Source organism: Micromonospora sp. USAFONa4 (assembly GCF_057197825.1).
Genome location: NZ_CM170072.1, coordinates 4,893,749 through 4,910,481, shown reverse-complemented (window position 1 = coordinate 4,910,481; position 16,733 = coordinate 4,893,749). Strand labels below are relative to the sequence as shown.

The 16,733-nt window shown below is 73.7% G+C and carries 16 protein-coding genes; 7 read left to right on the top strand and 9 right to left on the bottom strand.

Translation table 11 applies throughout. The features are described 5' to 3' along the window. Positions 1 to 26 precede the first annotated feature (26 nt). From AC0OO9_RS21610 to AC0OO9_RS21595, 4 genes are all read right to left on the bottom strand, one after another. Positions 27 to 986: a VWA domain-containing protein gene (locus AC0OO9_RS21610; RefSeq protein ID WP_484511954.1), complete on the bottom strand. Its 960-nt coding sequence runs from the start codon at positions 984 to 986 to the stop codon at positions 27 to 29. After that, positions 983 to 1,969: a DUF58 domain-containing protein gene (locus tag AC0OO9_RS21605; RefSeq protein ID WP_484518005.1), complete on the bottom strand. Its 987-nt coding sequence runs from the start codon at positions 1,967 to 1,969 to the stop codon at positions 983 to 985. Before AC0OO9_RS21605 ends, AC0OO9_RS21610 begins: the two co-directional genes overlap by 4 nt. A gap of 23 nt (positions 1,970 to 1,992) precedes the next feature. Beyond that, positions 1,993 to 3,042, bottom strand: a complete 1,050-nt coding sequence (locus AC0OO9_RS21600) for an AAA family ATPase (protein ID WP_484511952.1) — start codon at positions 3,040 to 3,042, stop codon at positions 1,993 to 1,995. 154 nt (positions 3,043 to 3,196) lie between these two features. Next, a complete protein-coding gene (locus tag AC0OO9_RS21595) occupies positions 3,197 to 3,724 on the bottom strand; it encodes a hypothetical protein (RefSeq protein ID WP_132232574.1) in 528 nt (175 codons plus the stop codon). A gap of 422 nt (positions 3,725 to 4,146) precedes the next feature. On the opposite strand from AC0OO9_RS21595, the gene AC0OO9_RS21590 reads away from it, so the two are divergent. Continuing rightward, positions 4,147 to 5,115 (top strand): endonuclease/exonuclease/phosphatase family protein, encoded by a 969-nt coding sequence (locus tag AC0OO9_RS21590; RefSeq protein ID WP_484518004.1) that lies wholly within the window; start codon positions 4,147 to 4,149, stop codon positions 5,113 to 5,115. A 36-nt stretch (positions 5,116 to 5,151) separates the two neighbouring features. Here the strand turns inward: AC0OO9_RS21590 and cimA are convergent, their stop codons facing one another. Then, entirely contained in the window at positions 5,152 to 6,732 is a 1,581-nt protein-coding gene (gene cimA / locus AC0OO9_RS21585) for a citramalate synthase (protein WP_484511949.1), read from the bottom strand. A 340-nt stretch (positions 6,733 to 7,072) separates the two neighbouring features. Here cimA and AC0OO9_RS21580 point away from each other — a divergent pair, with 340 nt between their 5' ends. The 4 genes from AC0OO9_RS21580 to AC0OO9_RS21565 all read left to right on the top strand — a co-directional run bounded on the left by AC0OO9_RS21580 (position 7,073) and on the right by AC0OO9_RS21565 (position 9,587). After that, positions 7,073 to 7,633 (top strand): peroxiredoxin, encoded by a 561-nt coding sequence (locus tag AC0OO9_RS21580; RefSeq protein ID WP_089001610.1) that lies wholly within the window; start codon positions 7,073 to 7,075, stop codon positions 7,631 to 7,633. 2 nt (positions 7,634 to 7,635) lie between these two features. Then, complete coding sequence (ahpD, locus tag AC0OO9_RS21575) at positions 7,636 to 8,166, top strand: alkylhydroperoxidase, AhpD family (protein ID WP_484511947.1); 531 nt, start codon at positions 7,636 to 7,638, stop codon at positions 8,164 to 8,166. A gap of 168 nt (positions 8,167 to 8,334) precedes the next feature. Next, on the top strand, positions 8,335 to 8,793 hold the full coding sequence (locus tag AC0OO9_RS21570) for a PRC-barrel domain containing protein (RefSeq protein WP_484511945.1): 459 nt from the start codon (positions 8,335 to 8,337) through the stop codon (positions 8,791 to 8,793). A 29-nt stretch (positions 8,794 to 8,822) separates the two neighbouring features. Continuing rightward, entirely contained in the window at positions 8,823 to 9,587 is a 765-nt protein-coding gene (locus tag AC0OO9_RS21565; protein WP_484518003.1) for a tyrosine-protein phosphatase, read from the top strand. A 74-nt stretch (positions 9,588 to 9,661) separates the two neighbouring features. Here the strand turns inward: AC0OO9_RS21565 and AC0OO9_RS21560 are convergent, their stop codons facing one another. Then, the gene (locus AC0OO9_RS21560) at positions 9,662 to 10,759 is read right to left on the bottom strand and encodes a branched-chain amino acid aminotransferase (protein WP_484511943.1); all 1,098 of its coding nucleotides are present in this window, start codon (positions 10,757 to 10,759) and stop codon (positions 9,662 to 9,664) included. Between the two features lie 226 nt (positions 10,760 to 10,985). Continuing rightward, on the bottom strand, positions 10,986 to 12,017 hold the full coding sequence (locus AC0OO9_RS21555) for a 3-isopropylmalate dehydrogenase (protein WP_484511941.1): 1,032 nt from the start codon (positions 12,015 to 12,017) through the stop codon (positions 10,986 to 10,988). A gap of 223 nt (positions 12,018 to 12,240) precedes the next feature. Here AC0OO9_RS21555 and AC0OO9_RS21550 point away from each other — a divergent pair, with 223 nt between their 5' ends. Continuing rightward, positions 12,241 to 13,086, top strand: a complete 846-nt coding sequence (locus AC0OO9_RS21550; RefSeq protein ID WP_484511939.1) for an FAD:protein FMN transferase — start codon at positions 12,241 to 12,243, stop codon at positions 13,084 to 13,086. Positions 13,087 to 13,407: 321 nt separating this feature from the next. After that, positions 13,408 to 13,764, top strand: a complete 357-nt coding sequence (locus AC0OO9_RS21545) for a hypothetical protein (protein WP_121396167.1) — start codon at positions 13,408 to 13,410, stop codon at positions 13,762 to 13,764. Between the two features lie 63 nt (positions 13,765 to 13,827). On the opposite strand, the gene serA is transcribed toward AC0OO9_RS21545, so the two are convergent. After that, complete coding sequence (serA, locus tag AC0OO9_RS21540) at positions 13,828 to 15,426, bottom strand: phosphoglycerate dehydrogenase (RefSeq protein ID WP_421457717.1); 1,599 nt, start codon at positions 15,424 to 15,426, stop codon at positions 13,828 to 13,830. A 274-nt stretch (positions 15,427 to 15,700) separates the two neighbouring features. After that, the gene (ilvC, locus tag AC0OO9_RS21535; RefSeq protein WP_151455720.1) at positions 15,701 to 16,714 is read right to left on the bottom strand and encodes a ketol-acid reductoisomerase; all 1,014 of its coding nucleotides are present in this window, start codon (positions 16,712 to 16,714) and stop codon (positions 15,701 to 15,703) included. Positions 16,715 to 16,733: the final 19 nt, after the last annotated feature.

Below are 16,733 nucleotides of genomic sequence, written 5' to 3'. Positions count from 1 at the left end.
TCCTTCTCGGCGGCGGCCGTACGGGGTCAGGGCAGCCGGGCGAACCAGCGCATCGAGCCGGCCGCCGCGCCCATGGCGAACACCAGCCCGAGACCGATGAACCGGGCCGAGACGTCCTGCCGTTCGATGCGGTAGCCGACCGAGGTGCCGATGTCGTCGTAGACGGCGCGCAGCTCGTCGCTGGTGCTGGCCTCGTGGAACACGCCCCCGGTCTCCTCGGCGACCGCGCGCAGGGTCTGCCCGTCGACGGGCACCTGGATCGGCCGGCCGCCCCGGTCCACCGTGCCGTCCGGGGTGCCGAAGGAGATGGTGTGCACCGGCACCTTCATGTCGATCGCCTCGGACGCGGCCTCCATCGGGTCGATGCCGGAGGTGTTCGCCCCGTCGGAGAGCAGGATGATCCGGGCCGGCGGCGGGTCCTTCGCCGCCTGGCTGTCGAAGCCCTTCACCGCGCCGAGCGAGGTGCTGATGGCCTCTCCGATGGCGGTGCCCTGCACCCCGGTGGCCCCCTCGACCAGCCGCTCGACGCCCTCGTGCAGCGCCTCCCGGTCGGTGCTCGGCGGCACCAGCACCGCCGCGCTGCCGGCGAAGGCGACCAGCCCGACGTTGAACTCGTCCGGCAGGCCGTCGACGAAGCGTCGGGCGGACTCCTTGGCGGCGCTGAGCCGGTCCGGTTCCACGTCGCCGGCGAGCATCGAGGTGGAGACGTCCACGGCGACCATCACCGTGGCCCGTTCGCGGGGCACCCGGACCTCCGCCGTGGGCCGGGCGAAGCCGACCACCAGCAGCGCCAGCATGGCCACGAAGAGCCCGGCCGGCACGTGCCGCCGCCAGGCCGGGCGGTGCGGCGCGACCCGGTCCAGCAGCCGCAGGTTGGTGAAGCGGACGGCGTACCGGCTGCGGCGGCGCTGCATGAGCAGGTAGCCGACGGCCAGGGCGAGCACCCCGAGCAGGAGCCAGAGCCGGGCGGGCGACTGCCAGATCACGCCGCACCTCCCCGGGCCGCCCGCGCCGGGGCGGCGGCGAGGCGCCGCTGGGCGTGCACGTGCCGCACGATGTCGGCCCCCCAGTCCCGGTCGGTACGCAGCGGCAGGTGCGTGGCCCCGCTGCGGCGCAGCGTCTGGCGTACCTGCTCGCGCTGGGCGGTCGCGGCGGCGGCGTAGCGCTCACGCAGCGCGCGGTCGCCGGTCCAGACCTCGCGCCGCCGGCCGGTCTCCGGGTCGACGAGGGTGACCAGGCCGACATCGGGCAGCTCCAGCTCCCGGGGGTCGGTGACCTGCACGGCGAGCACCTGGTGCCGCGCGGCGAGGCGGCGCAGGGGCACCTCCCAGGACGGGGCCTGCCGCGGGTCGTCGGGCAGTCCGTCGAGGAAGTCCGAGACCACCACGACGAGGCCACGGCGCAGCGCCACCCGGTGCACGGCGGCCAGCCCGTCGGCCAGGTCGGGGCCCGCCGGCGCCGGCTCGTCCCGGTCGTGGCCGCCGACGCGCGGGGCCGTCAGCAGGGCCCGGAGCAGCCCGAGCAGATGGGTACGTCCGCTGCGGGGCGGGAACCGGCGCAGCCCGTCCGGGCCGAGCACCTGCGCGCCGAGGCGGTTGCCCACGCCGCCGGTGAGGAAGCCGACCGCCGCGACGGCCGCCACGGCCAGCTCCCGCTTGTCCAGTTCGGCGGTGCCGTACTCCATGCTGGGGCTCGCGTCGACCAGCAGCCAGGTGGTCAGCTCCCGGTCGGCGTCGACCTCGCGCACGTGCGGGACCGTGGTGCGGGCGGTCACCGCCCAGTCCATCCGGCGCACCTCGTCCTCACCGGGCCGGTACTCCCGGCTGCCGGCGGTCTCGCTGCCGGGCCCGGGCAGCAGGCCCCGGTACCGGCCGTGCAGCAGCCCGTCGAGCCGGCGCGTGACGGTCAGCTCCAGCCGCCGCAGCCGCCGGTCCCCGGTGAGGTCAGCCAGTCCCGGATCGACCGGCACGGGCGCGGTGGCCCCGCGCCACCTCATGCCGCCGCCAGGTCGGCGGCGTGTTCCGGGTGGGCGGTGGCGACGCGCGGCGGCGGCACCACCTCCACCAGCCGACGGACCACCGCTTCGGCGGACACCCCGTCGGCGACCGCGTCGAAGGAGAGCACCAGCCGGTGGGCGAGCACGTCGACGGCGAGTTCGCGGACGTCCTCGGGCAGCACGTACTCGCGACCGCGCAGCAGCGCCTGGGCCCGCGCGGCGCGGACCAGGCCGAGGGTGGCCCGGGGACTTGCCCCGTACGCGAGCAGCGGGGCGATCTCGGGCAGGCCGAACCGGCCGGGGTCCCGGGTGGCGAAGATCAGCCGGACCACGTACTCGGCGATCGCGTGGTGCACGAAGACGTGGGCGGCGCGGGCCTGGAGGTCCCGCAGCCGCTGCGGGTCGAGCACCCGCCGGGCGACGGGCCGGTCGGCGCTCATCCGGTAGAGGATCGCGAGTTCGTCGGCGTCGCTCGGGTAGTCGACGACGACCTTCATCATGAACCGGTCGCGCTGCGCCTCCGGGAGTTGGTAGACCCCCTCCGACTCGATCGGGTTCTGCGTGGCCAGCACCAGGAACGGCTCGGGCACGGGAAAACTCCGCCCGCCGATGGAGACCTGCCGCTCGGCCATCGCCTCCAGCAGGGCGGACTGCACCTTGGCCGGGGCCCGGTTGATCTCGTCGGCGAGCACCAGGTTCGCCATGATCGGGCCCAGCTCGATGTCGAAGTCCTCGCGCGACGCGCGGTAGATCCTGGTACCGACGATGTCGGAGGGGACCAGGTCCGGGGTGAACTGGATCCGGGAGAAGGTGCCGCCGACCACGGTGGCCAGGGTCTGCGCGGCGAGCGTCTTGGCCACCCCGGGCACGCCCTCCAGGAGGCAGTGCCCGTCTGCGACGAGGGCGGTGAGCAGGCGCTCGACGAGCCGATCCTGCCCGACGATCACGCGTTTGACCTCGAAGAGCGTCTGTTCCAGCTCGGCCGGGGTCGCATCGGGATCGGCCGGGCTGGGCACGCTGGCCAGGGTGTCCGAGATGTCCGTCACGGTGCTTGCTTCCCGTGCCGACCGTCGGACAAACGTCGGATTATCGGCGCCGGGACGGCCCTTAGCGGCCCGAACCAGGACAACCCTCCCGACGGCGGGCGCGGCGGCGCCGGCCCCCGCATCCAGGTGAGGGGCCGGCGTCGTCAGGTGGTGCTCAGTTGGCGATGACCAGGTGGAACGGCCGGTCGGAGGCGTTGCCCGACGAGCTGCGGGTCTGGATGAAGACCGCGTTCGGCGTCTGGAGCCGCGGCGCGACGGAGATCTCGCCGCCCGGGGGCACGTTGTACGGGTCGGTGGTGCCGATGGTGGCCACGAACGTCTTCAGCGAGACGTTGTAGTTGAACACCACCTGGTACTCCCCGGGGCCGTACCGGGTGGCGGAGACCACCTCGGGGGAGCCGCGGAGCAGGGTGCCGCCGCTGGTGACGACGGCGGAGGCGACGGTGCCCGGCGCGCTCGCCTGCGCGGACGGGCCCTGCGCCAGCGCGGCCTTGGCCTTGCGCGCCTCGGCGGGGGTCACCGCCGGCTGGCTGCCGGAGCCGGGCTGGCGGGCGGCCGGCTGGGCGACCTCGGCGGGCGCCTGCGCCGCCGGCTGGGCGACGGCGATCCCGCCTCCGGCCAGAGTGAGCGCCAGCGCGGCGAACGCCACCGCCACCGCCTTGCGTCGGAAGAGTGTGGTCATGACAGGTCTCCCTTTTGTTGACCGTGCGGATTCGACCGGTCCCACTGATCGCGGGACGGTTGATTTCCATTTCTCGGGCCGGGGAAATAGCGACAACCACCTGAAGACAAACCCTTCAGGCCGCACCTAGATGTTGCCGCCTCAACAATTTCTCACCGGCTCTGAGCAGCTATTACTACTCAGAGTTTCGACGTCTCAACCCACTGGAAGGTAGCACCGCAAAATGCCGGGCGTCAATAGTTGATCACGCTCCTTCAATCACACCATCTGATGTCGATGAATTGTGAGAAGCGAGCGCTCGACCATTCACGAATGCGCGGCGCGACAGCGTCCGGGCCGCCGCGTGGCGCGCGTCCGGGACCGCCGTCGGGGCGCCTGGACGCTATCCTCCGCCCGTGATCACCGAGACCGCGCAACCGGCGATGGGCAGCCGGGCGACGCGGCTGCGCACCGCGCTCTGCTGGGCCGCCGTCGCGCCCGGGGTCGCCTGGGCGGCGGTACGACTGGGCGGTCTCGACCGGGGGCCGCCGGTGCAGCTGCTCGCCTTCACCCCGTACGCCGCGGCGGGAAGCCTCGTGCCGCTGGTGCTCGCGCTCGCCCTGCGGCGCCGGTGGCCCGCGGTGGTCGCGGCTCTGGTCATGGCGACCCTGGTGGCCGTGGTGGTGCCCCGGGCACTGCCGTCCGGCCAGCCCCCGGCCGGCGGGCCGACGGTGCGGCTGCTGACCGCCAACCTGCTCGCCGGGGCCGGCGACGCGCGGGCGCTGGTCGACCTGGTCCGGCGGCACCGGGTCGACGTGCTCGCCGTGCAGGAGTTCACCCCGGACGCCGAGGCGGAGCTGGACCGGCTCGGCCTGCCCGGGCTGCTCCCCCACCGGCAGCTCCACCCGCAGACCGGCACCGTCGGCTCCGGCCTCTACGCGCGGTTCCCGATCAGCGACGGCGGCGTCCGGCACAACCGCGGCGGCTGGGGCTTCGACCAGGCCTACGGCACGGTGGCGGTGCCCGGGGCGCCGGCGGTCCGGGTCGAGTCGGCGCACCCGTCGGCCCCGTACGCGGTGGACCAGGTCGGCCACTGGCGCGCCGACCTGGCGGCGCAGCCGCCCGCCACCCCGGACGGGCCGCTGCGGATCCTCGCCGGCGACTTCAACGCCACCCTCGACCACGCCCCGCTGCGCGACCTGCTGGACACCGGCTACGCCGACGCCGCCGACCAGGTCGGTGCGGGCCTGGTCGGCACCTGGGGCCCGTACGACGGGGACCCGATCCCGCCGGTGACCATCGACCACGTGCTGGTCGACCGGCGGATCGCGGTGCGCGCGGTCACCGTGCACCCCGTGCGGGGCAGCGACCACCGCGCCGTCCTGGCCGAGCTGCGCCTCCCGGTCGGGTGAGGCCCCCGGCTGCCGGTACGCGGGGGCCGGGGCGGCTCAGACCCGGGCGCGGTCGAGGCCGTAGGTGAGCGCGTCGACGAGGGCGTGCCAGGACGCCTCGACGACGTTGGGGTGCACGCCGACCGTGGTCCAGTCGCGGTTGCTGCCGTCGACCGTCTCCAGCAGCACCCGGGTCACCGCGCCGGTGCCGTGGGTGCCCTCCAGGATCCGCACCTTGTAGTCGGCCAGCTCGAAGTCGCGCAGCTCCGGGTAGTGCCGGGCCAGCCCGACCCGCAGCGCCTCGTCGAGGGCGTTGACCGGACCGTTGCCCTCGGCGGTGGCGATCACCCGCTCCCCGCGTACGCGGATCTTGACGGTCGCCTCCGAGACCACCGCGCCGTCCTCCCGGTGCTCGACCAGCACCCGGTACGACTCCAGCGCGAACGGCCGGGCGGGAGCGGTGTCCAGCTCCGAGCGGACCAGCAGCTCGAACGACGCGTCGGCGGCCTCGAACGACCAGCCGCCGGCCTCCAGCTCCTTGACCCGCCGGGTGACGCGCGACAGCGCCTCCGGATGGCCGGCCAGGTCCAGGCCGAGCTCGCGGCTCTTGAGCTCGACGCTGGCCCGGCCGGCCATCTCGGTGACGAGGATCCGCATGTCGTTGCCCACCACCTGTGGGTCCACGTGGTTGTAGAGCAGCGGATCCACCTTGATCGCGCTCGCGTGCAGCCCCGCCTTGTGGGCGAAGGCCGCGGCCCCGACGTACGCCTGGTGGGTGTCGGGGGCGATGTTGGCGATCTCGGCGATGGCGTGGGAGACCCGCACCATCTGCCCCAGGCAGCCCTCCGGTAGGACGGGCAGCCCGAGCTTGAGCTGGAGGTTGGCGACCACGGCGAAGATGTCGGCGTTGCCGGGGCGCTCGCCGTAGCCGTTGGCGGTGCCCTGGAAGTGGCGCACCCCCGCCTCGACGGCGGCGACGGTGTTGGCCACCGCGCAGGACGTGTCGTTCTGGCAGTGGATGCCGAGCAGTTCCGGGGCGACGCCCAGCCGCGCGGTCAGGTCGGCGACGGCGGCGGTCACCTGGGACGGCAGCATCCCGCCGTTGGTGTCGCAGAGCACCACCCGCTCGGCGCCGGCGGCCAGCGCGGTCTCCACCACGGCGGCCGTGTACGCCGGGTCGGACCGGTAGCCGTCGAAGAAGTGCTCCCCGTCGACGAAGACCCGGCGCCCCTCGGCCACCAGGTGCGCCACCGTGTCGCGGACCATCGCCAGGTTCTCGGCCCCGGTGGTGCGCAGCGCCCGCTCGACGTGCCGCAGGTCCGCCTTGGCGACCAGGGCGATCGCCGGCGTCTGCGCGTCGAGCAGGCCGCGGACCTGCGGATCCTCGCCGACGGCCACCCCGGCCCGCCGGGTCGCCCCGAACGCGACAAGCAGCGCGTGCTTCAGGTCGAGTTCGGCGCGCGCCCGGCGGAAGAACTCGGTGTCCTTCGGCACCGCGCCCGGCCAGCCTCCCTCGATGAAGCCGACCCCGAACTCGTCGAGCAGGCGGGCCACCGCGAGCTTGTCGACCACCGAGTAACTGAGCCCCTCGCGCTGGGCGCCGTCGCGCAGCGTGGTGTCGTACACCTGGAACGTCATCAGGGAGTCCTTTCTCAGAGCAACAAAAAGACCCCCCGCGGATGCGGGAGGTCTGCGCGCTCGGCGGAGGGGAGGCCGGCGCGCTAGGTGCGAATAATCAGGTCGGTGCTGGTCACGATCGCCACTCTGCCATCCGGGAACCGGTTTTGGGAGGCGTAATCCACATGGCGGGACGGTGACGGAGGGTCCCGATACTGCACGGGTGGCCGGCTCGCCGGCACGACCCGCCGCCGGTGATCGACTTCACAAGTCACCCGGCCGCCGACCGGCGGAAACAAAGCTGGGGAAGTATCTGGAACCGATCCAGTTACCGGCCTCGTGCCGCTGTCAAGGAGGACCTGTGCTCACTGTCGGTGACCGCTTCCCCGAGTACGAACTCACCGCCTGCGTGTCGCTCGACGCCGACAAGGCGTTCGAGTCGATCGACCACAAGTCGCACCAGGGGAAGTGGCGCGTCGTCTTCTTCTGGCCGAAGGACTTCACCTTCGTCTGCCCGACCGAGATCGCGGAGTTCGGCCGGCTGAACGAGGAGTTCGCCGACCGGGACGCCCAGGTCCTCGGCGTGTCGGTGGACAACGAGTTCGTCCACTACGCGTGGCGCAAGGACCACCCGGACCTGCGCGAGCTGCCGTTCCCGATGCTGAGCGACGTCAAGCGTGAGCTGACCGCCGCCTGCGGCGTGCTCGGCGAGGACGGCGTGGCCCAGCGGGCGACCTTCATCGTCGACCCGGACAACGAGATCCAGTTCGTCATGGTGACCGCCGGCTCGGTCGGCCGGAACGTCTCCGAGGTGCTGCGGGTGCTCGACGCCCTTCAGACCGACGAGCTCTGCCCGTGCAACTGGAACAAGGGCGGCGAGACCCTGGACGCCACCAAGCTCCTCGCCGGCGCCGGGGCCTGACCATGGGTCTGGACGCGGTCAAGGCGGCTCTGCCCGAGTACGCCAAGGACATCAAGCTCAACCTCGGCTCCACCATCGCCACCAGCACGCTGAAGCCGGAGCAGGCGTGGGGCACCGCCCTGGCCTGTGCCGTCGCGGCGCGCAACCCGGTGGTGCTGCGCGAGATCGCGGCCGAGGCGGCCACCCACCTCGGGCCGGAGGCGGTCGAGGCCGCCAAGGGCGCCGCCGCGATCATGGCGATGAACAACGTCTACTACCGGGCCAAGCACCTGATCGGCGACGAGCAGTACCAGTCGATCCCGGCGCGGCTGCGGATGCAGATCATCGCCAAGCCGGGCGTGGACAAGGCCGACTTCGAGCTCTGGTGCCTGGCGGTCTCGGCGGTCACCGGCTGCGGGGTGTGCCTGGAGTCGCACGAGAAGACCCTGCGCAACGCGGGCTTCAGCCGCGAGCAGGTGCACGAGGGACTGCGCATCGCCGCCGTCGTGCACGCCGCCGCGGTGACCCTGGACGCCCAGGCCGCGCTCGCCTGACGGGTACGACACGCAGGGCCGGTGCCGCGATGCGGCGCCGGCCCTGCGTCGTCCCCGGCGCCCGCCCCGCCGTTTCCGGTGGCGACGGCCCGGGTAGCTCCTCGGGAGCAGACGAGAGACACCCGGACCGGCGAGACGACTGGCGACAGTCGGGGCAGGAGTTGTCAGATGGACAGGCTCGACCCGCACAGCACCCACGGCAGCCCGGACCCGCTGCGCGGCGGCGGCCAGGGCGAGTTCGCCGGCGGCGCCCCGGCCGGCACGTTCGACCCGTGGCGCTACCGCGACACCGCGAGGGTCGCCGACGCCGACCTGGTCGGCTACAAGGTCGAGGCCACCGACGGCGGCATCGGCAAGATCGACAGCGCCAGTCACGAGGTCAACGACAGCTACCTCGTGGTGGACACCGGGCCGTGGATCTTCGGCCGGAAGGTCATGGTCCCGGCCGGCACCGTCAACCACGTCGACCACGACGAGCGCAAGGTGTACGTCGACCGGAGCAAGGACCAGATCAAGGCCGCCCCGGAGTACGACGAGACCGCCGACACAGACCCCACCTACCGGGACCGCCTCGGCGGCTACTACGACGAGACGTACTCGGCCATCCCGCCCGGCACCGCCCGCTGACCGGCACGGCGCGCGACGGCCTCCCGCGGATCGTGGGAGGCCGTTACCGTGTCAGCGTGGACTCCATCGAGGTCGGTCGCCGGATCCCCTTCTCCGCGACGTTCAACTTCCGCGACGTGGGCGGCCACGTCGGCCACGACGGTCGCACGGTGCGCCCGGGGCGGCTCTACCGCTCCGACTCCCTGCACCGCATCGACGACACCGACCGGGAGGCGTTCGCCGCCCTCGGCGTCCGCACGGTCATCGACCTGCGCCGCCCGTACGAGGTGGAGCGTGACGGCCGCGTCCCCCACTTCGACGGCCTGACCTGGCGCAACATCCACCCGGAGCACGCGGAGTGGGGCGAGCGGCCCTACCGTCCCGGCACCGACCTGGCCCGCTACCTGGCCGACCGGTACGCCGACCTCGCCGGGACGGGCACCGCCGGGCTCGCCGAGGCGATCGGGCTGATCGCCGACGACGCCAGCGCCCCCGTGGTCGTGCACTGCGTCGCCGGCAAGGACCGCACGGGCATCGTCTGCGGGCTCACCCTCGCGGTGCTCGGCGTCGCCGACGATGACATCGCTGCCGACTATGCCCTGAGCACCGAGGCCGGCGAGCGGTACCGTGCCTGGTTCGAGGCCACCGGCCAGCGGGCGGGACACACCCTGCCGGTGCTGACCTGTCCCGCCGAGGCCATGACGCTCTTCCTCGCCGAGCTGCGGGAGGCCCACGGCTCGGTGGAGGGCTACCTGCGCCAGGCCGGCGTCACCGACGCCCAACTCACCGCGCTGCGCGAGCACCTGCTGGCCTGACCCCGCCCTCCCGCCCCCGCGCCGCCCCCGCACCGGGCGGCGCGGGGGCGGGACGGTGCCGTCCGGGGAGGGGATCAGAGGATGCGGCGGACCCAGCCGTGCGGGTCGTCGGCCCGGCCCCGCTGGAGGTCGACGAGCTGCTGGCGCAGGGCCGTCGTGACCCGCCCGGGCTCGCCGCCACCCACCAGGAACTCGCCGTCGGGGAAGCGCACCCGCCCGATCGGGGTGACGACCGCGGCGGTGCCGCAGGCGAACACCTCGCGGAGCCGGCCGCTCGCGGCGTCCGCCTGCCAGTCGGCGAAGCTCACCGGCCGCTCCTCGATCCGGTGCCCGGCGTCGGCGGCCAGGGTGAGCACCGACTCCCGGGTGATGCCGGGCAGGATCGTGCCGGTCAGCGGCGGGGTGACCACGGTGTCGTCGTCGTAGACGAAGAACACGTTCATGCCGCCCAGCTCGTCGACGTGGCGCCGCTCCACCGCGTCAAGGAAGACCACCTGGTCGCAGCCGTGCTCGATCGCCTCGGCCTGCGCCACCAGCGAGGCGGCGTAGTTGCCGCCGCACTTCGCGGCGCCGGTGCCGCCCGGGGCGGCCCGGGTGTAGTCCGGGGAGACCCAGACCGTCACCGGCTTCACCCCGCCGGAGAAGTACGCCCCGACCGGCGAGGCGATCACCACGTAGAGGTATTCGTTGGCGGGCCGGACGCCGAGGAACACCTCGCTGGCGAACATGAACGGCCGCAGGTAGAGGCTGCCGTCCTCGCCCTCGGGGATCCAGCCCTGGTCGGCGTCCACGAGCTGACGCAGCGAGTCGACGAACGCCTCCTCGGGCAGCGGCGGCATCGCCATGCGCCGGGCGGAGGCGGCGAACCGGGCGGCGTTGGCCTCCGGGCGGAACATGGTGACCCCGCCGTCGGCCGTCCGGTAGGCCTTCAGCCCCTCGAAGATCTCCTGCGCGTAGTGCAGCACCGCGGCAGCCGGGTCCATCGGGATCGGCGCCCGCGCCTCGACCCGGGCGTCGTACCAGCCCTTCCCGTCGGCGTAGCGGATGGTGACCATGTGGTCGGTGAAGACCCGCCCGAACCCCGGGTTGGCCAGCAGGGCGGCCCGGTCGGCGACGGATACCGGCGCGGGATTCGGACGGATCTCGAAGTCGAGCTTGTCACCACCGCTCATCGCGCTGACCTCCCTGCGGGACTACGGCACACGGGTCCGCATGCCGAGAAACTGGTGCGAGAAACTTACCCCGAACGGTCGTTCAGCGGGTAGCGCCGCCCGGCGTACCGGCAGCGCCGGGCGGGTGCGCGCCGCCAAACCGGGGTGCGGCCGGGCGGGTGCGCGCCGCCGGACCGGGTGCGGCCGGGCGGCGTCGTCGGGACCTCGGGGTGGGTGGCCGGCGGCCTCAGGAGGTGGCGTACCCGGCCAGCCGGTCGCCGACCTCCTCGGTGCGCAGTGCCGCGCCCGGGGCCCGGCCGGCCAGCTCCACGCCCACCGCCGCGGTGACCCGGGCGGCGGCGTCGGCGTGCCCGAGCTGGTCGAGCAGCAGCGCCGCCGAGAGTACGGCCGCCACCGGGTCGGCCACGCCGCGCCCGGCGATGTCCGGCGCCGAGCCGTGTACCGGCTCGAACATCGAGGGGTATGCCCCCTCGGGGTTGATGCTGCCGCTGGCGGCCAGCCCGATCCCGCCGGTGACGGCGGCGGCGATGTCGGTGAGGATGTCGCCGAACAGGTTGTCGGTGACCACCACGTCGTAGCGCTGCGGCTGGGTGACCAGGAACATCGCGGCGGCGTCGACGTGCTGGTACTCCGTGGTCACGTCGGGGTGCTCGGCCGCCACGGCCTCGAACGCGCGCGCCCACAGCGAACCGGCGTGGGTCAGCACGTTGGTCTTGTGCACGAGGGTGACCTTGCGCCGCTCCCGACGGGTGGCGCGGGCGAAGGCGTCGCGGATGACCCGCTCGACGCCGTGCCGGGTGTTCAGGCTCTCCTCGGTGGCGACCTCCGCCGGGGTGCCCCGGTGCAGCGCGCCGCCGGCGCCGGCGTAGAGACCCTCGGTGCCCTCGCGGACCACCACGAGATCGACCTCGCCGGGCTTGACGCTGGACAGCGGCCCGGGCACACCGGGCCAGAGCCGCGACGGGCGCAGATTGACGTACTGGTCGAAGGCGAAGCGCAGCTTGAGCAGCAGGCCCCGCTCCAGCACGCCCGGCGGCACGGTCGGGTCGCCGACGGCGCCGAGCAGGATCGCGTCGTGCCCGGCCAGCTCGGTGAGCACCGAGTCGGGCAGCACCTCGCCGGTGCGGTGCCAGCGGGCGGCGCCGAGGTCGTACTCGGTGGCGTCCACCCCCGGCAGCACGGCGTCGATGACCTTGCGGGCCTGCGCGACCACCTCGGGTCCGATCCCGTCCCCGGCCACCACCGCGATCCGTGCCACGTCCCTGTGCTCCCTCGCCTCGCCGTTTCGTCCGACCGTACGCCGCCGTCCCGCCTCCCGGTACGGACCTTCCATTATGCGGGAAACGGGGATGCACAGGATCCTCCCAGGTGGCATTCATGGCGGGGTCATCTCCGCTGCCTAGCGTGATGACGAGCGGGTCAACGGGGGCCCGTGACGGGGGCCGCGAGGACGCGGCCGGCGTCAGCGAGGGAGCAGCGTCATGCGGATCGACCAGCAGCCACGGACCCGATGGGTGGACCAGTCGGCCTTCCAGCCGCGCCGGCCGGACCTGCGGCTGGGCGCCCGCAGTCACCGCGTGGACCGCTCCGGCACGGTCGAGGAGGACCGCATCGCCGTCCAGCACACCGTGCGGACGACCACGGCGGAATACTCGCTGTTGCTCAACGCCCCCGAGTGGCTGGGCCGTCGCGGCGTCGGGGAGGCGCTGCGGGACGCGGTGGCGGAACTGCGGGCCATCGACCTCACCTACGGCCCGACCCGGCCGGAGAGCCTGGTCTCCCGGCTGCGCCGGGGCGAGATCAGCCCCGACTCGTACCCGCCGCTGGCCGACCTGGTGGACCGCTGCGCGGCGATGCGGGCGGCCACCGACGGCTGGTTCGACGCCTGGGCGGTGCCCGGCGGCTTCGACCCCGGCGGCCTGCTCGGCGGGTGGGCGGTGGAGCGGGCCGCCGCCCGGCTGCGCGCCGCCGGCATCCACGACTACGCCGTGCTCAGCGGCGCCGACCTGGTCGTGCGCGGGCACGCGGCGCACGGCGGCCCGTGGCGGGTGGCGGTGCACCACCCGACGGACCAGCACCGGGCGCCGCTCGTGCTGGAGATGACGGCGGGCGCGGTCGGCACCTCGGGGGTGAGCGGCCGGCAGGGGCACGTGGTGGACCCGCACACCGGGGAGCCCGCCGACCAGCTGGTCGCCGCGACGGTCGTCGGGCCGGACCTCGCCGTCGCCGACGGCTACGCCACCGCGCTCTACGCCGCCGGGCCGGCCGGGCTGGACTGGTTTCGCGACGGGTCGGACTACCGCGTGCTCTTCGCCCACCGCCGCTGAGCCGGCCCCGCGTCGGTCCGGCGGGTGGGCCGGGCGCGCGATCGGCCCCCACGGTCTCGGCAACGACCGTGAGGGCCGGTCAGCGACGAGTGCGCGTGGCTCGCGCAATCGAGGGGTGCGGGCCGGTCGGCCGGACGTCGACCTCGTCACCCGAAGACGGGCCCACGCCGCGAGCTCGGCCAGTGACCGCACAGATACGCTAGCGAATCGACGCAACTCAACGCAAGGGTCTCCACAGCGGACCGTCGTGACTGGAGCGTGCCGATCCGGGGCGGCGGGCCGATTTCGACGCGGGGATCGTCGGATGGCACGCTGTCCGCCGTGAGTTTCGACCTGAGCGTGTGGGCCCTGGCGGACGGGGCGACACCCGAGGACGTGCGGGCGGCGGTGCTGCGGTGCCGGCAGGGACAGCACGTCGACCGGTACCCGGACCCGCGGGTGGTGGCGTTCTACCGCGCCATCACCGGCAGCTACCCGGACCGGCCGGCCGGCCCCGGCACCCCGTGGGCGGTGGCACCGCTGCACGCGGCCAGCGACCACGTGGAGCTGAACCTGCACCCGACCTGCGAGGACCAGGTGCTGCTCGACATCGAACGGCTGGCCGGCGCGTACGACCTGATGCTCTTCGACGCGCAGGACGGCTCGGTCTACCCGCCGCCGGCCCGCCTGCCCGGCTGACCGCTCCCCGGACACGACGAGGGGCCCGGCGGATCGCCGGGCCCCCGCTGTCGCACGCTCAGGTCACTCGTCGCGCAGGTCCGCCGCGCTGGCCGCGACCGCGCCGATCGACTCCGCCGCCGAGGTGAGCAGGTCCGCGCCGAGCGCCTGGTCGACCGTGAGGGTCATCAGGGTCTCGCCGCCGGCCTCGCGGCGGGCAACCTGCATCGCCGCGATGTTGACGCCGGCCTCGCCGAGCAGCGTCCCGACCGTGCCGACCACGCCCGGGCGGTCGACGTAGCGCAGGAAGACCAGGATGCCCTCCGCGCCGATCTCCACGTCGAAGCCGTCGACCTCGGTGAGCTTGAGAACGTCGCGGCCGCCGGCGGTGGTCACCGTGCCGGAGACGCTGACCGTACGGCCGTCGGGCAGCGCGCCACGGACGGTGACCAGGTTGGGGTGGTCGGCCGAGTCGGACTGGGCGACCAGCGTGACCTCGACACCGCGCTCGGCGGCCAGGTGCGGCGCGTTGACGTAGGTGACCTGCTCCTCGACCACCGAGCTGAACAGCCCCTTGGTGGCGGCGAGCTTCAGCACCGACACGTCGTGGTTGACGATCTCGCCGCGCACCTCGACGGTGACGCTGGCGGCCACCCCGCCCGCGACGGCGGTGAAGGCCCGGCCGAGCTTCTCGGCCAGCGGCAGCAGCGGGCGTACGTCCTCGGCGACCACGCCGCCGGCCTGCACGTTCACGGCGTCCGGCACGAACTCGCCCTGCAACGCCAGCTTCACGCTCTTGGCCACGGCCAGGCCGGCCTTGTCCTGCGCCTCACCGGTGGAGGCGCCCAGGTGCGGGGTGGCGACCACGTTGTCGAACGCGAACAGCGGCGAGGAGGTGCAGGGCTCCTTGGCGTAGACGTCCACGCCCGCGCCGGCGACCCGGCCCTCGGCGATCGCGTCGGCCAGGGCCTGCTCGTCGACGAGCCCGCCCCGGGCGGCGTTGACGATCCGGACGCCGGGCTTGACGACGGCCAGCTCCTTCTCGCCGATCAGGCCCACGGTCTCCGGGGTCTTCGGCAGGTGGATCGAGATGAAGTCGCTCTCCCGCAGCAGCTCCTCCAGGCCCACCAGGCGGACGCCGAGCTGGGCCGCGCGGGCCGGCTGGATGTAGGGGTCGTACGCGATCAGCCGGGTGCCGAAGGCGGCGATCCGCTGGGCGAAGAGCACGCCGATGCGGCCGAGGCCGACCACGCCGACGGTCTTGCCCTGGATCTCGACGCCGGTGTACTTCGACCGCTTCCACTCCCCCGCCTTCAGCGCGGCGCTGGCGCTGGCGGTGTTGCGGGCCACCGCGAGCAGCAGCGCGAGGGCCTGCTCGGCGGCGGAGACGATGTTGGAGGTGGGGGCGTTGACGACCATGACGCCCCGCGCGGTGGCGGCCGGCACCTCGACGTTGTCCAGACCCACGCCCGCCCGGGCGACGACCTTCAGCCGGGGCGCGGCGGCGATCGCCTCGGCGTCGATCTGGGTGGCACTGCGCACGATGACGGCGTCGGCCTCGGAGAGCGCCGAGAGCAGGGCCGGACGGTCGGTGCCGTCGACATGACGGACGTCGAAGTCGTGGGCGAGCACCTCGATGGCGGCGGGGGCGAGTTCTTCGGCGATCAGTACGACAGGAGTCATTGGTCCTCGTAGTTGTCGTCAGAGGTGGGCCGGGCTGCGGGACGCCGCGCTGCGCCCTGCGCTGATCCGGGCCATGGCCGTCAGGTGCCGGCTACGCACCTACCCCGCGATCGTAGGGGGCCGGCCGGCCGGCATGTCCCGGACTACGGGGTGAGTGCCCTCACAACGGGTGACGACGCGCCGGTGAACGACGCGCGGCGTGGCGGTACGCACAGGCAGCGGCCCGGACCGGGCGCCGGGGAGAGCGCCCGGGCCGGGCCGCCGGGGGTGTGCGTCAGGCGGTCTCGGTGATCGGGCGGTCGACCCAGCTCATCATGCCGCGCAGCTTGCTGCCGGTCTCCTCGATCGGGTGCGCCGCGCCCTCGGCCTGCCACTTGCTGAAGTTGGGCCGGCCGGCCTCGTCCTCGGCCACCCACTCCCGGGCGAACTCGCCGGACTGGACCTCGCTGAGGATCTTGCGCATCTCCTCCTTGACCCGGGCGTCGATGACGCGCGGGCCGCGGGAGAGGTCGCCGTACTCGGCCGTGTCGGAGATGCTGTAGCGCATCTTCGCGATGCCGCCCTCGTACATGAGGTCGACGATCAGCTTCAGCTCGTGCAGGCACTCGAAGTAGGCCACCTCGGGGGCGTAGCCCGCCTCGGTGAGCACCTCGAAGCCGGTCTGCACGAGCGCCGCCGCGCCGCCGCAGAGCACCGCCTGCTCGCCGAAGAGGTCGGTCTCGGTCTCCTCGGTGAAGGTGGTCCGGATGACGCCGGCCCGGGTGCCGCCGATGCCCTTGGCGTACGACAGGGCCAGCGCGAGGGCGCTGCCGCTGGCGTCCTGCTCGACGGCGACCAGGCAGGGCACGCCCTTGCCGTCGGCGTACTGGCGGCGGACCAGGTGGCCGGGGCCCTTCGGCGCGACCATCGCCACGTCGACGTCGGCCGGCGGCTTGATCAGGCCGTAGCGGATGTTGAAGCCGTGGCCGAAGAAGAGCGCCTTGCCCGGGGCCAGGTTCGGCGCGATCGACTCGGCGTAGATGCTGCGCTGGGCGGTGTCCGGCGCGAGGATCATGATGACGTCGGCCTCGGCCGCCGCGTCGGCCGGCGTGAGCACCCGCAGGCCCTGCTCCTCGGCCTTGGCCCGGCTCTTGGAGGCCTCCGGCAGACCGATCACCACGTCGACCCCGGAGTCGCGCAGCGACAGCGCGTGGGCGTGGCCCTGGCTGCCGTAGCCGATCACCGCCACCTTGCGGCCCTGGATCAGGCCCAGGTCGGCATCGTCGTCGTAGTACACCTCAACGCTCATGATTTCCCTTTCGTACGGC

Bases quoted from the DNA above. Each gene is read 5' to 3' on its own strand.
- AC0OO9_RS21595 (WP_132232574.1), bottom strand. From the start codon at position 3,724: ATGACCACACTCTTCCGACGCAAGGCGGTGGCGGTGGCGTTCGCCGCG.
- AC0OO9_RS21590 (WP_484518004.1), top strand. From the start codon at position 4,147: ATGGGCAGCCGGGCGACGCGGCTGCGCACCGCGCTCTGCTGGGCCGCC.
- ilvC (WP_151455720.1), bottom strand. From the start codon at position 16,714: ATGAGCGTTGAGGTGTACTACGACGACGATGCCGACCTGGGCCTGATC.
- cimA (WP_484511949.1), bottom strand. From the start codon at position 6,732: ATGACGTTCCAGGTGTACGACACCACGCTGCGCGACGGCGCCCAGCGC.
- ahpD (WP_484511947.1), top strand. From the start codon at position 7,636: ATGGGTCTGGACGCGGTCAAGGCGGCTCTGCCCGAGTACGCCAAGGAC.
- AC0OO9_RS21550 (WP_484511939.1), top strand. From the start codon at position 12,241: ATGCGGATCGACCAGCAGCCACGGACCCGATGGGTGGACCAGTCGGCC.
- AC0OO9_RS21570 (WP_484511945.1), top strand. From the start codon at position 8,335: ATGGACAGGCTCGACCCGCACAGCACCCACGGCAGCCCGGACCCGCTG.
- AC0OO9_RS21560 (WP_484511943.1), bottom strand. From the start codon at position 10,759: ATGAGCGGTGGTGACAAGCTCGACTTCGAGATCCGTCCGAATCCCGCG.
- serA (WP_421457717.1), bottom strand. From the start codon at position 15,426: ATGACTCCTGTCGTACTGATCGCCGAAGAACTCGCCCCCGCCGCCATC.